This window comes from Rhodopseudomonas palustris, from assembly GCF_003226555.1.
Taxonomy (GTDB): Bacteria; Pseudomonadota; Alphaproteobacteria; order Rhizobiales; family Xanthobacteraceae; genus Rhodopseudomonas; species Rhodopseudomonas palustris_I.
This window is the reverse complement of the sequence record NZ_QKQS01000038.1, coordinates 226,793-240,871: the sequence shown is the minus strand read 5'-3', so window position 1 is coordinate 240,871 and position 14,079 is coordinate 226,793. Positions and strand designations below refer to the sequence as shown.

At 65.6% G+C, this 14,079-nt stretch carries 13 protein-coding genes; 5 read left to right on the top strand and 8 right to left on the bottom strand.

What is annotated here, in order from left to right:
* Window positions 1–244 precede the first annotated feature (244 nt).
* Entirely contained in the window at window positions 245–1,102 is an 858-nt protein-coding gene (locus DNX69_RS24950) for an NAD-dependent epimerase/dehydratase family protein (protein WP_110788700.1), read from the top strand.
* On the opposite strand, the gene DNX69_RS26805 is transcribed toward DNX69_RS24950, so the two are convergent.
* The 4 genes from DNX69_RS26805 to galE form a co-directional block, all read right to left on the bottom strand.
* Window positions 1,103–1,231, bottom strand: coding sequence for a hypothetical protein (locus DNX69_RS26805; RefSeq protein WP_283809360.1), 129 nt, complete (start codon window positions 1,229–1,231; stop codon window positions 1,103–1,105).
* A 78-nt stretch (window positions 1,232–1,309) separates the two neighbouring features.
* Window positions 1,310–2,011 carry a fumarylacetoacetate hydrolase family protein gene (locus tag DNX69_RS24945; RefSeq protein WP_110788699.1) on the bottom strand — a complete coding sequence of 234 codons (702 nt, stop codon included), beginning with the start codon at window positions 2,009–2,011 and terminating at the stop codon, window positions 1,310–1,312.
* Window positions 2,012–2,070: 59 nt separating this feature from the next.
* Window positions 2,071–3,873, bottom strand: coding sequence for an ABC transporter ATP-binding protein (locus DNX69_RS24940; RefSeq protein WP_110788698.1), 1,803 nt, complete (start codon window positions 3,871–3,873; stop codon window positions 2,071–2,073).
* A 121-nt stretch (window positions 3,874–3,994) separates the two neighbouring features.
* The gene (galE, locus tag DNX69_RS24935; protein WP_110788697.1) at window positions 3,995–5,008 is read right to left on the bottom strand and encodes a UDP-glucose 4-epimerase GalE; all 1,014 of its coding nucleotides are present in this window, start codon (window positions 5,006–5,008) and stop codon (window positions 3,995–3,997) included.
* 180 nt (window positions 5,009–5,188) lie between these two features.
* Here galE and waaC point away from each other — a divergent pair, with 180 nt between their 5' ends.
* Window positions 5,189–6,133, top strand: a complete 945-nt coding sequence (gene waaC, locus DNX69_RS24930; RefSeq protein WP_110788696.1) for a lipopolysaccharide heptosyltransferase I — start codon at window positions 5,189–5,191, stop codon at window positions 6,131–6,133.
* On the opposite strand, the gene DNX69_RS24925 is transcribed toward waaC, so the two are convergent.
* From DNX69_RS24925 to waaF, 3 genes are all read right to left on the bottom strand, one after another.
* Window positions 6,130–6,672, bottom strand: coding sequence for an HAD family hydrolase (locus DNX69_RS24925; protein ID WP_110788695.1), 543 nt, complete (start codon window positions 6,670–6,672; stop codon window positions 6,130–6,132). The two genes, waaC and DNX69_RS24925, sit on opposite strands and share 4 nt — an antisense overlap.
* Window positions 6,669–7,256, bottom strand: a complete 588-nt coding sequence (locus tag DNX69_RS24920; protein WP_110788694.1) for a D-sedoheptulose 7-phosphate isomerase — start codon at window positions 7,254–7,256, stop codon at window positions 6,669–6,671. Before DNX69_RS24920 ends, DNX69_RS24925 begins: the two co-directional genes overlap by 4 nt.
* Before the next feature lie 70 nt (window positions 7,257–7,326).
* Window positions 7,327–8,403: a lipopolysaccharide heptosyltransferase II gene (gene waaF, locus DNX69_RS24915; protein WP_110788693.1), complete on the bottom strand. Its 1,077-nt coding sequence runs from the start codon at window positions 8,401–8,403 to the stop codon at window positions 7,327–7,329.
* 184 nt (window positions 8,404–8,587) lie between these two features.
* On the opposite strand from waaF, the gene rfaD reads away from it, so the two are divergent.
* Genes rfaD through DNX69_RS24900 form a run of 3 tightly spaced genes read left to right on the top strand, consistent with a single transcriptional unit; the run spans window position 8,588 to window position 13,032 of the window.
* The gene (gene rfaD, locus DNX69_RS24910) at window positions 8,588–9,568 is read left to right on the top strand and encodes an ADP-glyceromanno-heptose 6-epimerase (RefSeq protein WP_110788692.1); all 981 of its coding nucleotides are present in this window, start codon (window positions 8,588–8,590) and stop codon (window positions 9,566–9,568) included.
* A 25-nt stretch (window positions 9,569–9,593) separates the two neighbouring features.
* Entirely contained in the window at window positions 9,594–11,066 is a 1,473-nt protein-coding gene (rfaE1, locus tag DNX69_RS24905) for a D-glycero-beta-D-manno-heptose-7-phosphate kinase (protein WP_110788691.1), read from the top strand.
* A gap of 40 nt (window positions 11,067–11,106) precedes the next feature.
* The gene (locus DNX69_RS24900; protein WP_110788690.1) at window positions 11,107–13,032 is read left to right on the top strand and encodes a polysaccharide biosynthesis protein; all 1,926 of its coding nucleotides are present in this window, start codon (window positions 11,107–11,109) and stop codon (window positions 13,030–13,032) included.
* A gap of 16 nt (window positions 13,033–13,048) precedes the next feature.
* Here the strand turns inward: DNX69_RS24900 and DNX69_RS24895 are convergent, their stop codons facing one another.
* The gene (locus DNX69_RS24895; protein WP_110788689.1) at window positions 13,049–14,059 is read right to left on the bottom strand and encodes an MraY family glycosyltransferase; all 1,011 of its coding nucleotides are present in this window, start codon (window positions 14,057–14,059) and stop codon (window positions 13,049–13,051) included.
* Between the last annotated feature and the right edge of the window lie 20 nt (window positions 14,060–14,079).

The following is a 14,079-nucleotide window of genomic DNA, read 5'->3' as shown; positions in this document are numbered from 1 at the left end:
GGCGTGACTTTGCAGCCGTGGCTTTTCGGACTCTGCCTTTGACTTAAGAGCGTCGTCCGAGCTCCGTGAGCACGTCCCCGCGTACGTCCTCAACGGTGTTTTGCGGCTGGGAGGAGGCTGACGGACGAGCCTCTCGCCAACCCCCTCGCACCCCGCACTTTCGGCTTTTCCTGCTATGCAACCTTCTTGGATAGCATTGAGTCGATTCCGAGCCGTGTCGGCAGGGAAGAGCCGTGGAGCCACAATGACCTTACCTCAGCCTTTCGTCGTCGGCGCTACCGGGATGGTTGGCGGTGCGATTGTCCGCCGGCTGATCGCCGAAGGGGCGAAGCCGGTGGGGCTGTCGCGTCAGCCGCAGAGAACGGCCGATGGCGTGAGTTGGGTTGCGGGCGATCTTCAAGATCTTGGCCGTGTGGCGCTGCCGCCGCTCGATGTGGTGTTCGCGACCGCGCCGGTAGGCCGTGTCGCCGATGCGGTGCCGGTGCTGGCGGCGGCGGGGATGAAGCGGCTGGTGGTGTTCACCTCGACCAGCATCGAAACCAAATGGGACACGCCCGATCCTGAAGAGCGGACCCTCATTCGCGACTGGGGCGCCGGCGAAGCGCGTGTGATCGCGGCCTGCGCGGCGCACAATGTCGGCTGCACGGTGCTGCGGCCGACGCTGATCTATCTGGAGGGACGCGACGGCAATGTCAGCCGGATCGCCGGGCTGATCCGGCGCTTCCGCTTCTTCCCGCTGATGGCGGGCGGCGAGGGGCTGCGCCAGCCGGTGCACGCCGACGATCTCGCCGCAGCCGCGGTTGCTGCCGCCGCGCGGCCGCACGCGATCGGCAAGACCTACAATCTGCCGGGCGGCGAAACCCTGAGTTATCGCGAGATGGTGGGACGGATCTTCGACGGGCTCGGCCTGCCGCGTATCATCGTACCGGTACCGGATTGGGCGTGGCGGATCGTCCTGCCGGTCGCGGTCAAGGTGCTGCCCGGCCTGTCGGCCACGATGGCGACGCGGATGGCCAAGAACATGACCTTCGACGCCGAGCCGGCCGCCGCCGAGCTAGGCTTTCAGCCGCGCGGGTTCCGGCCGCAGTTCAGGTCGCACTAACTACTGATTGGCAGCGATCGCGATCTGAGGGTGGCCGCGCCAGCTCAGGCCGCCGGCATTCTGAGCAGTGGCCAGGAACGCCATGGTCGCGAGGACGGCGAGAAGATATCTTCCGAAGTCGGACATCATCGCGGCAGCTCCTGATCGGCCCCCCGCCGCGATACTCCCGGTTTATGGTTAATGGCTGGCTAACGCCGGCTGGCCTCGTCAGGCTGGCTTTCCGATGGTCACGTTCAGCGTGCCGATGCCGTCGACGCCGCAGGTGATGGCGTCGCCGGGCGACAGCGCTGCGACGCCGGCCGGGGTGCCGGTCATGATGATGTCGCCGGCGGCGAGCTCGACCTGGGCCGAGAGTTTGGCGATGATCTCCGGCACGTTCCAGATCATCTCCGACAGATCGCCGCTCTGCCGCTCGGTGCCGTTGACCGACAGCCAGATCTTGCCGGTGGCCGGATGGCCGATCTCGGAGGCCGGGCGCAGCGCGCCGCACGGCGCCGAGGCGTCGAACGATTTGCCGATCTCCCAGGGCTGTTCCTTCTTGCGCGAGGCGATCTGCAGGTCACGGCGAGTGAGGTCGATGCCGACCGCATAGCCCCAGACGTGATCGAGCGCGTTCTCGACGGGAATGTTCAGTCCACCGCTGTTCAGCGCGACGATCAGCTCGACCTCGTGATGCAGATCCTTGGTCAGCGGCGGATAAGGGATGGTGGCGCCGTCGGGCACAACCATGTCGGCATGCTTGGCGAAGAAGAATGGCGGCTGGCGCTCGTCATTGCCCATCTCGCGGACGTGTTCGAGATAGTTGCGGCCGACGCACCAGATCCGGCGCACCGGAAAGCGGTCGCTGGTCCCAGCGACGGCGAGGGCGGGCTGCGGCGATGGGGCGATCACGAAACCAGCGGTGCTCATGAGTGTCTTTCGCAAGTTAAGGGGGCGATGAGGGAGGCGCGGGGTCAGGTCCGATCAGGTTAGGCGGAGGCTTCGGCCGGAGCTAGAGGCGTCGCGTGACGCTGCTGCAACCGGAAGAACGAGGCATAGCGTCCGTCTCGGCGCAGCAGGTCGTCGTGCCGGCCCTGCTCGACGATCTCGCCGGCTTCGACCACCAGGATCGAGTCGGCGTGCATGATGGTGTGCAGCCGGTGCGCGATCACGATGGTAGTGCGGCCCCGGGCGAGATGATCGATCGCCTCCTGCACCAGCTTCTCCGACTCCGAATCCAGCGCCGCGGTGGCCTCGTCGAGCAGCACGATCGGCGCGTCGCGCAACAGCGCGCGGGCGACCGCGATGCGCTGGCGTTGGCCTCCGGACAGCTGGGCGCCGTGTTCGCCGACCGGGGTATCGTAGCCCAGCGGGAAGCTCATGATGAAATCATGCGCGCAGGCGGCCTTGGCGGCGGCCACGATCTCGTCGTCGGTGGCGCCGAGCTTGCCGAACGCGATGTTGGCGCGGACGGTGTCGCGGAACAGATACACGTCCTGACCGACATAGGCGGTCTGCTGCCGCAGCGACTCGCGCGACACGGTCGCGGTCGACTGTCCGTCGATGCGGATCTCGCCGGATTGCACTTCGTACAGCCGCAGCAGCAGCGCCAGCACCGTCGATTTGCCGCCGCCGGACGGGCCGACCAGCGCGGTCGTCTGACCGGGCTCGGCGACGAAGCTCATCTGGTTGAGCACCGGCTCGTCGGGTCGATAGGCGAACGAGACGTGGTCGAACTCGACCCGCGCCTTGGTGAGTTGCAGGGCCGGCCTGTGGCTGTCGTCCGGCTCGCTCGGCGGGCTGTCGATGATTTCGAGCAGCATCCGGGCGCCGACCAAGCCGCTGTTGAGCTCGATGTTGAGCCGCGCCAGCCGCTTCGCCGGCTCGTAGGCGAGCAGGAATGCGGTCAGGAAAGAGAAGAACTCGCCGGGCGTCGCGCCGGTCGCGACCACGCGATAGCCGCCATACATCAGCGACGCCGCCACCGCGAAGCCGCCGAGCGTTTCCATCAGCGGGCTGGAGCGGTTCGACACTTTCGCCATCTTGTCGGCGTTGGCCTGCACCGCGGCGATGTTGGCGTCGATCCGGTCGCTCATGGTCTTCTCGAGCGAGAACGCCTTCACGGTGCGGATGCCCTGCAGCGACTCCTGCATCGTCTCGAGGATCTGAGCGTTGCCGGTGAACTGCGTCAGCGCCAGGCCCTTCACCCGCTTCACCAGCTTGCGCACCACGAACGCCGCCGGCGGCGCGATCAACAGACCGAACAGCGCCATGAACGGATCCTGGATCACCATCACGATGACCAGGCCGATCAGCGACAAGAAATCACGGCCGATCGCATTGATCAGCAGGTTGAGAACTTCGGTGACGGAGTTGGCGCCGGCGGTGAGGCGCGCGAGGAACTCGGACGAATGCCGCTGCGAAAAGAAGCCGATGCTCTCGCTCATCAGCTTGTGGAACATGCGCCGCTGATTGTTGGCGAGGATCGCGTTCTTGATCTGGGTAAGGATCACCGACTGGCCGTAGGTCGCCGCGCCCTTCAGGCTGAACACCACGAGGGTGACGATCGACCAGAACATGATGCCCTGCAGATCGCGATCGACATAGGCCTGGTTGATCACCTTGCCGAGCAGGAAGGCCGAGCCGGAGGTCGCCGCGGCGGCGATCGCCATCAGCCCGAACGCCAGCGCATAGCGCCGCCAATAGGCCGAGGCCTGTTCCATCACGAGGCGGCGGATCAGCTGCCACGCACCATAGGGGTCGTCAGTAATCTTGCGTGGGGCTTCGGTCATTCCCGCGTTCCATCGACGGCGTCGAACAAGGGTCGCGCGCGAGGAAGGCGTGCGTCTCGGCGGAGTCCTTGCCCCCGCTGGCCTGGATTTTCAAGCCAAAACGGCGGAACCGAAACCGCCGTCAGGCCGGAATGGCTTGCAATTCAATCCCTTGGCGCATGCGCACCAGCTTCTGCTCCCACGCCAGCGCATGCGTGGCGATGGTCTCGAGGTCGTCGTAATGCGGCGTCCAATCGAGCGTACTGCGGATCCGGCTGGTGTCGGCGACCATCGTCATGATGTCACCGGGGCGGCGTCCCGCGGCAGCGACGGCGAAATTGCGTCCGGCCACGCGTTTGACGGTGTCGATCGTTTCGAGCACCGAATAGCCGCGGCCGTAACCGCAGTTCAAGGTTACCGGCTTGCCGCCGGCGCGCAAGTAGTCGAGCGCGGCGCAGTGCGCCTGCGCGAGGTCGGTGACGTGAATGAAGTCGCGGATGCAACTGCCGTCGGGCGTCGGATAATCGGTGCCGTAGACGTCGATCCGTCTGCGCTGGCAGGTGGCGGCCTCCACGGCGATCTTCAGCAGATGCGTGGCGCCTGCGGTGGCGAGACCGATCCGCGCCTGCGGATCGGCACCGGCGACGTTGAAGTAGCGCAGCGTCACGTAGTTGATGCCGTAAGCGATCGCCGCGTCGTGCAGCATGATCTCGGTCATCAACTTGGAGCGGCCATAGGGTGACGCCGGCCGCGTCGGCGCATCCTCGCCGATCGGAACCTGATCCGGATTGCCGTACACCGCTGCGGTCGACGAGAACACGACGTTCTTGACGCCGCGCCGCGCCGCGGCATTCAGAACACTGCGCGAAACCGAGGTGTTGTTGCGATAGTAGCTGAGCGGATCGCGCATCGACTCGGAGACGATCACCGAACCGGCGATATGGATGATCGAATCCACGCGGTGCGAGGCAATCACGCCCTCGACCAGGTTTTCGTCGCCGGCATCGCCGATGAACAGCGGCACGCCTTCCGGAACGAACTGCGAAAAGCCGGTCGAGAGATTGTCGATCACCACCACGCTTTCGCCGGCCTCGACCAGCGCCAGAACCGTGTGGCTTCCGATGTAACCGGCGCCGCCGGTAACGAGTACGGTCATCGTGGTTTCCGTCCAAAGTGTTGGTTCGGCTCGCGCATCCGCGCAAGCCTGTCGACAAACAATGGAATTGCGGTATAGCGGGGCCGCCTAAGGAGTGAATTGCCAGCGATTTCGCGGGGGATTCGACTCTATGGTTGTCAATCTGTAACGAGGACCGCGCAATTGCGGCCTTCTGCGTCAATGTCGGACATCCTCATCATCAAGACGTCTTCGCTCGGCGACGTGGTGCACCAGATGCCCGCGATCGCGGATGCTGCGCGCGCGCTGCCGGGCCTGCGCATGAGCTGGGTGGTGGAGGAGGCGTTCGCGCCGCTGGCACGGTTGCATCCGTCGGTGGCCGAGGTGATCCCGGTGGCGACGCGGCGGTGGCGATCGCATCTGGCGACCCGCGCCACCTGGCGGGAGATCGGCGATTTCAACACCCGCTTGCGCGAGCCCGAGTTCGACAAGGTGATCGACACTCAGGGGCTGATCCGCTCAGCGGTGATCGCGCGTCTTGCCCAGGGCGAGCGCCATGGCTACGACGCACAGAGCATCCGCGAGCCTTTCGCGTCGCGGTTCTATCAGGTCCGCCACGGCGTCAGCCGCGCGCTGCACGCGGTCGCGCGCAATCGCGCGCTTACCGGATTGTCGCTCGGCTATCAGCCGCCGGACGAGATCGACTATGGGCTGATCAAGCCGGCGCGCGGCGCTGATGCGCCTTACGCGCTGTTGCTGCACGGCACCTCGCGGGTGTCGAAGGAATGGCGCGCCGAAGACTGGATCGAGACCGGCCGCTGGCTGCGGGGCTGCGGGCTGCAGCCGGTGCTGCCATGGGGTACCGAGACCGAGCGGCAGACTGCCGAGCGGCTGTCGGCTGCGATTCCCGGCAGCCGCGTGCTGCCGCGTCAGCCGCTCGATCTCACCGCCGGCGTGATCGCGGGCGCAGCCGTGGTGATCGGCGTTGATACCGGCCTGTTGCATCTGGCTGCTGCGTATCGGGTGCCGCTGGTCGGCATCTATGTGGCGACCGATCCAGGACTGACCGGCCCGGTCGGCAGTGGTCCGCTGCGGGTGCTCGGCGGCAAGAGTGGCGGTCCGTCGGCGCAGCAGGCGATCGCGGCAGCGGAGCAGCTACTCGGTTAGTTGGATGCAGCGGTGCGCTGCATCTCGGCGAGCACCTGGTTGACGAAGCTGTCGATGTCTTCGCCTTCGAAGCGAAACCCGGGAATCCCGGCAGCTTGGGCTGCCTCGATATCGCTTGCGCTGTCGCCGATCACGAAGCTGCGCGCCATGTCGACCGGCCAGGCCTTGGCGAGATCCAGGATCATGCCCGGCCCCGGCTTACGATGCTCGCAGGCGACCCGATAGGCCTCGATCGTTCCGTCGACATGATGCGGGCAGAACCGGACATCGTCGATCCGCGCACCTTGCGCATTCAACTCGTTCAGCATCCAGCGATGCAAGGCACGGACGTCGTCCTCACTGAACATGCCGCGGGCGACGCCGGATTGGTTGGTGATGATGAACACGTAGTAGCCGGCCGCATTGAGCTGCCGGATCGCCGCGGCAATCCCCGGCATCCAGCGCAGGCGGTCGCGCGTGCCGACATAGTGATCGTTGTAGTTGATGACGCCGTCGCGATCGAGGAAGGCAGCGGGACGACGCGGTGCGGTCGCGGTCATGGCGACGGCGCAACGAGCGCGACTTCGATCTCGTCGCAGATCGCATGCGCAGCCATTAAATGGATTTGCTGAACCAGCGCAGTCTCCGGGGCCGGTGCGATCAGCAGATGATCGCACAGCGCGCCCATCGATCCGCCATTCGGGCCGGTCATGCCGACGGTGACGAGGCCGCGCTGGCGCGCGACTTCGAGTGCCGCGAGGATGTTCGGCGAGCGGCCGGAGGTGGTGATGCCGAGGAAGACGTCGCCGGGCTGGCCGAGCCCTTCGACCTGCCGGGCGAACACCCGCTCGAAGCCATAGTCGTTGGCGATCGCGGTGAGCGCCGAGGTGTCGGTGGTGAGTGCCACTGCCGGCCATGCGGCGCGGTCACGCTTGTAGCGGCCGATGATCTCGGCGGCGATGTGCTGGGCGTCGGCCGCGCTGCCGCCATTGCCGGCGAGCAGGATCTTGTGGCCCGCGCGTAGTGCCGCGATTGATGCGGCAGCGATTGCCCGCGACACCGTCAGCAGCGCCTCATCGCTCGCGGCCGCGGTCATGGCCGCAAGCGAATGCTGGAAATGGGCGGCGATCTTGTCCTGGCTCACGTCACACCTGAAGGCTAAAGCTCGGGACCTTGGTAAAGCGCAGCGCCGGGTCCGGCGCAAGCCGCGGCACTCACAGGCCCGGGTTTATGCCGGCGGCCTGCAGCGCCCTCAGCGCGGCGGCGGTCACGTCCTCGACTGTGATGTCGCGCATGCAGCGGTGGTGCTGCATCCGGCAGGTCGGCTTGTGGCATGGCCGGCAGGGAATCTCCCCCGGCGCCTGGATCACTGTCTCGATCGGATTGAGCGGGGCGTAATGCCAGGGGCTGGTCGGGCCGAAAATGCCGATGGTTCGGCTGCCGATCGCCGCGGAGACGTGGAGCAGGCCGGAATCGTTGGAGATCACCAGATCGGCTGCCGCCAGCGCCAGGATCCCATTGCGCAAGTCGGTGCCGGTGAGGTCGCGGACGCCCGGACCACCGGCGGCGACGATCTCCTGCGCCTTGGCAGTCTCGCCGGGGCCGCCGATCACCCACACCTCGAAGCCGCGCTCGGCCAGCGCCTTGCCGGCTTCGACGTAATAGCTCCAGCGTTTCGCCGGCCCGACGGCGCCGGGTGCGAGCGCCACCACGGTCCGGCCGTGCAGGCCGTTCGCCTGCCGCCAGGCCGCGATATCGGCTTCCGGCACCTGGAGCTGCGGCTCGGGCCAGTCCAGCGGCAATTCGGGTAGGGGCGGCAGTGCTAGCGCGGCGCAGCGATCGATCATCCGCGGCAGCGCCTTCTCGCCGCGCCGCCAGTCATTGAGCAGGCCGAACCGGACCTCGCCGATGAAGCCGGTGCGTTTCGGAATACCAGCGAGCCAGGGCGCGATGGTCGATTTGAAGGTGCGCGGCATCACCACGGAGGCGCCGTAGCCCTGCTGCCGCAATTTCGCGGCCAGCGCCCGTTCCTGGGACAGCGAGATCTTGCTGCGCGGCAGGTCCCAGACGATTCCCTGGCGGACGCCGGGCATATAGTCGACCAGCGGCGCGCACAGCGTCGTGGTGAGGACGTCGACCGGCCGGTTCGGCCAGCGATCTTTCAACACCCGCACCACGGTGTGGCAGCGCACGAAATCGCCGATCCACATATACGGGACCAGCAGCACCGGGCTGGTCTCGTTGCGGTCCGGCGCGGTCGCCAGGCTAGCTTTGAGTGATTCGTAATTCATTACTTGTTCTACCTGCCCTGCCGGGCAGGGACTGATCGGCCCAGCCGGTTAGCGCCTGCGGCGGCCCGCGTCCAGCCGGCATTTCGCGCCGGGCCCATTCCGCATTCACAGCAATTCAGAGTTGAAGTTGCCTGCCCGGGCGGAGTGGGGCAAAGGTGGCCGCGCAAATCGAGGCGGAGAAGTCATGCTGCTGGTCACCGGGGGCGCCGGGTTCATTGGATCGAATCTGGTCGCGGCGCTGAACGAGGCCGGCCGGGCCGACGTCGTGGTGTCCGACTTTCTCGGCCATGACGGCAAGTGGAAGAACCTTGCCAAACGGCAGCTGGCCGATTTCGTGCCGCCGGCGGAACTTGCCGACTGGCTGAAAGGCCGCAAGCTCGACGCCGTGTTCCACATGGGGGCGATCTCCGCGACCACCGCCACCGACGGCGACATGGTGATGGAGACCAATTTCCGGCTGTCGCTGCGGCTGCTGGACTGGTGCACCGAGACCGGCACGCCGCTGATCTACGCCTCGTCGGCAGCGACCTATGGCGACGGCGATCACGGCTTCGATGACGATTTTTCGCTCCCTGCGCTGAAACAGTTGCGGCCGATGAACCTGTATGGCTGGAGCAAGCATCTGTTCGACCTCGTTGTCGCCGAGCGGGCCGCCAACGACGACAGGCTGCCGCCGCAATGGGCCGGCCTGAAATTCTTCAACGTGTTCGGGCCGAACGAGTATCACAAGGACACCATGGCCAGCGTGCTGGCGCGGCGGTTCGAGGACATCAAGTCCGGCCGGGTGGTGCAGTTGTTCAAATCGCATCGCGACGGCATCGCCGACGGCGATCAGCGCCGCGACTTCATCTATGTCGACGACGTGGTGCGGGTGATGATGTGGCTGTTCGCTTCACCAAGCGTCAGCGGCATCTTCAACGTCGGCACCAGTCATGCCCGAAGCTTCCGCGACCTGATCCTTGCCGCTTACGCCGCGCTCGGCACGCCGCCGCAGATCGAGTACATCGATATGCCGGAACAGATTCGCGGCAGCTATCAGTACTTTACCCAGAGTGAAGGCGATCGGCTGCGTGCCGCAGGCTACAATGGCGGCTTCACCCCGCTCGAAGAGGCGGTCGAATCTTACGTCAAAGGTTACCTCGACTGTAGCGATCGCTTCCGCTGATCGCGCCCAACCGTTTTGGATTCGGATGTTCAGCTTCGACGCCCTGCTGCAATCGATCGCCCGCCAGACCGTGCTGTGCGTTGGGGATCTGATGCTCGACGAATTTGTCTATGGCGAGGTGTCGCGGATTTCGCCAGAAGCGCCGGCACCGGTGATCGCGGTTCAGCGCAGCGAGACCAATATCGGCGGCGCCGGCAACGTCGCCCGGAACATCGCGGCGATCGGCGCGCGCTGCATCTTCGTCGGCCTAATCGGCGATGATGCCACCGGACGTTTTCTGGAGGCCGAACTTGGCAGCGAGTCGCGGATCGAGCCGGTACTGGTGCGTGATGCGTCGCGGCCGACCACCCGGAAAGTGCGGTTCGTCTCCGAGCATTTTTCGACCCACATGCTGCGGGCCGATTGGGAGACCGCGGCGCCGGCCGCCGCGGACGTCGAGCAGCGTCTGCTCGATGCGATCTTGCCGCAACTGGCCCGCGCCGACATCGTACTGCTGTCCGACTACGCCAAAGGCGTGCTGACAGCGAGGGTCATTCGCGACACGATCGAGGCCGCCAAAAAGCTCGGCAAGCGCGTGATCGTCGATCCGAAAAGTGCCAACTTTGCGATCTATCGCGGCGCCACGCTGCTGACCCCGAACCGCAAGGAATTCACCGCGGCCACCCGGAGCGCAGCAGCGACCGATGACGAGATTGCCGCGGCCGCCCAGGACGCGATGGCGCTCGCCGAATGCGAGGCGATGTTGGTGACGAAGAGCGAGCACGGCATGACGCTGGTGCCGCGCGGGGGCGAACCGATCCATGTGCCGGCGCTGCCGGTGAAGGTCCGCGACGTCTCCGGTGCCGGCGATACCGTGGCGGCCGTCCTGGCTGTGGTACTGGCCTCGGGCGCCAACTGGGCCGCCGCGATGCGGGCCGCCAGTGCCGCTGCGGCTGTTGCGGTGAGCAAGAACGGTACCGCGGTGGTGACGCCGGCGGAACTACGGCGGCGAATCCTGCCACACGCTTCGCTGGCAGCTGAAGAAAAGATCATCGGCAGCGATGCGGAACTCGACGAGCGGCTGCAGCAGTGGCGCCGTGAGGGCCTGCGGGTCGGATTCACCAACGGCTGCTTCGACATTCTGCACCCGGGTCACGTCAAGGTGCTGACCGCGGCGCGCGGCGCCTGTGATCGGCTGATCGTCGGCCTGAACAGCGATGCCTCGGTGCGGCGGCTGAAGGGCGAGAGCCGGCCGGTGCAGCACGAACGCGCTCGCGCCGAGGTGCTGGCCGCGCTGGAGGCGGTCGATCTGGTGGCGATCTTCGAAGAAGATACGCCGCTTCGGCTGATCACCCGGATCGAACCGAGCGTGCTGGTCAAAGGCGGCGACTATACCCGCGAGCAGGTCGTCGGCCACGAGATCGTCGCGGCCAAGGGCGGAGACGTGCTGTTGGTCGATGTGCTACCCGGCTTCAGCACGACGTCCCTGGTCGCGCGGGCGCGCGAGGGGCAGTCCTGACCATGGCGGCCGTCCCGGATCATCGCGAGAAAGACGCGCAATGATGACGTCGATTCGGTCGTTCACCTATCGCAATTGGCTGATTGCGCTGCACGATCTGCTCGCGACCGCGGCTGCGGTGTTGCTCAGCTTCTATCTGCGGTTCGACGGCGAAAACCTGCTGGACCGCCTGCCGCTGCTCCTGAAGATCCTGCCGTACTTCGTGATCTTCAGTTTTTTCGTCTGTTATCTGTTTCAGCTGACGACGACCAAGTGGCGGTTCATCTCGATCCCGGACCTGCTCAACATTCTGCGGGCCGCGAGCGTTCTGACGATCGCGCTGCTGGTGCTGGACTACATTTTCCTCGCTCCCAACATGTACGGGACGTTCTTTCTCGGGAAGACCACGATCGTCTTGTACTGGTTTCTCGAGGTATTCTTCCTTGCCGGCTCGCGCCTCGCATACCGTTACTTTCGCTATACGCGCACGCGCAACAAGGCGCGCCGGATGGATGCAGCGCCGACGTTGCTGATCGGCCGAGCCGCCGATGCCGAGGTGTTCTTGCGAGCCGTCGAAAGCGGTGCGGTGCAGCGGCTGTGGCCGGTCGGCATCTTGTCTCCCGCGTTCTCGGATCGCGGCCAGACCATCCGCGGTCTTCCGGTGCTCGGCGGCATCGACGACCTGCACAATGTGATCGCCGACTTTGCACATCGCAACAAGCCGATCGAGCGCGCGGTGATGATGCCTTCCGCCTTCGAAGCGGAGGCTCAGCCGGAATCGGTGCTAATGCGGGCACGCAAGCTTGGGCTGACGGTCAGCCGGTTGCCGTCGCTGGAGGAAAGCCGCGATACGCCCCGACTGGCCCCGGTCGCCGTCGAAGATCTGTTGCTGCGCCCCAGCGTCAAAATCAATTACGACAGGCTTGAGAGCCTGCTGAAGGGTAAATCAATCGTCGTCACCGGTGGCGGTGGATCGATCGGCTTAGAAATGTGCGATCGCGTCACCACCTTCGGCGCCGGCAGGCTGCTGGTAATCGAGAATTCGGAGCCGGCGTTGTACGCGGCGATGGAAAAGCTTTCGGCGAAGATCAGCAAGACCAAGATTGAAGGCCGCATTGCCGACATTCGCGACCGTGAGCGAGTCTTCGACCTCCTCGGTGCGTTCAAGCCCGACCTCGTCTTCCACGCTGCCGCGCTGAAGCATGTGCCGATCCTCGAGCGGGATTGGGGCGAGGGCGTCAAGACTAACATCTTCGGTTCGGTCAACGTCGCCGACGCGGCGCGGGCGGCCGGTGCCGAAGCGATGGTGATGATTTCGACCGACAAGGCGATCGAGCCGGTGTCGATGCTGGGCCTCACCAAGCGCTTCGCCGAGCTGTACTGTCAGGCGCTTGACCGCGAGCTCGCCGGCAGCATCGAGCGCAACGCGTCGATGCGGCTGATCTCGGTGCGGTTCGGCAACGTGCTTGCGTCGAACGGTTCGGTGGTGCCGAAGTTCAAGGCGCAGATCGAAGCCGGTGGTCCGGTGACGGTGACGCACCCGGACATGGTGCGCTATTTTATGACCATTCGCGAAGCGTGCGACTTGGTCATCACCGCGGCGACCTACGCCCTTAATTCGCAGCGTGCCGATGCGTCGGTGTTTGTGCTGAGTATGGGACAGCCGGTGAAGATCGTCGAATTGGCCGAGCGCATGATCCGGCTGTCCGGTCTGCAGCCCGGCTACGACATCGAGATCGTGTTCACCGGCGTCCGGCCCGGCGAACGGCTGCACGAGATTCTGTTCGCGGAGCACGAACCGACCACCGAGATTGGTGTCCCGGGAATCATGGCCGCGTGTCCGAATGAACTTCCGTTGCCGACGCTCCGCCAGGGACTCGCAGCGCTCGAGACTGCAATTGTGGCAGGGCGTCACGATGAGGTCGTCGCGATCTTGAAGGGTGCGGTCCCTGAATTCCGGATCGAGCCGACTGCGCCTGCGCCGTAGCGGATGCCATGGAACGTCACGCCTTGCGGTGTGCGAACCGCATCAGAAGTGCAGCGACGAGAGCGCCGCCCATTGCGATCAGCACGCCATCGGCGGCAATGGATTCGAGCGCAATCGACGCTCCCGCCAGCACCGCCAGAGCCAAGTTTGTCAAGCAGACCAATCTCACGACTTCGCGCACCGAAAACCCGTTGTCGGTGGCTCGCTGATAGAAGTGCGATCGATGCGCGAGCCAGAACCGCTCACGCTGCAGCATTCGCCGGAGTAGTGTCAGGGTGCTGTCGGCGAGATAATACAACGGAAGCAAAAAAGCTGCGGCAACATGGCCTTGCAGCGCAAGCTGCAGCAGGCACCAGCCGAGCAGAAGCCCGATCGGCAGACTGCCGACATCGCCGAGAAACACCTTGGCCGAGCCGGGCCGGTTGAACGGCGCGAAGCCAATCAGGGCTCCGCCGAGCGCTGCTGCCAGCAGCATCGGCGATGGCGATACCGCGCCGAACAGGCCGAACACAGCAAGGGTCAGCGTCACCGGCACGCCTTCGGCAACTGTCATCCAGTCGAGCCCGTCCATGAAGTTGACGAGGTTGACGAACCACAGGCCGGCGATCCCCAGGGCGGTGCGTTCGAGCCACAGCGGCAGAGCCGGGACGATCTGCTGGTCGGCGGGCAGGCAGACCACCACGACGCCGACACAGAGCGCCTGCAGGGCAAAGCGCGGCAGCACCGAGATCGGCCGGATGTCATCGACCGCGCCGACGATGCCGATCGCGATCGCTGCGGCGAACAATGGCAGCAGTTCCAGCAGGGCAGGGGCGGACGAAGCAAAAGCGATTGCGGTCACAGCCAATGTCGCGGCGATGACGGCAATTCCAGCGCCCTGCGGCGTGGGTGTCTTGTGGGACGACCGTGCGTTTGGGCGAGCCAGCGCATAGCGCGCCAGGAGTGGCATCAGCGTCCAGGTGAGCAGAGCGCATCCGACCGCTGCGGACGAGATGGCGAGCAACAAGACCACACCAGATCCGGTCATTCGCTCAACCCAAAGCTAGA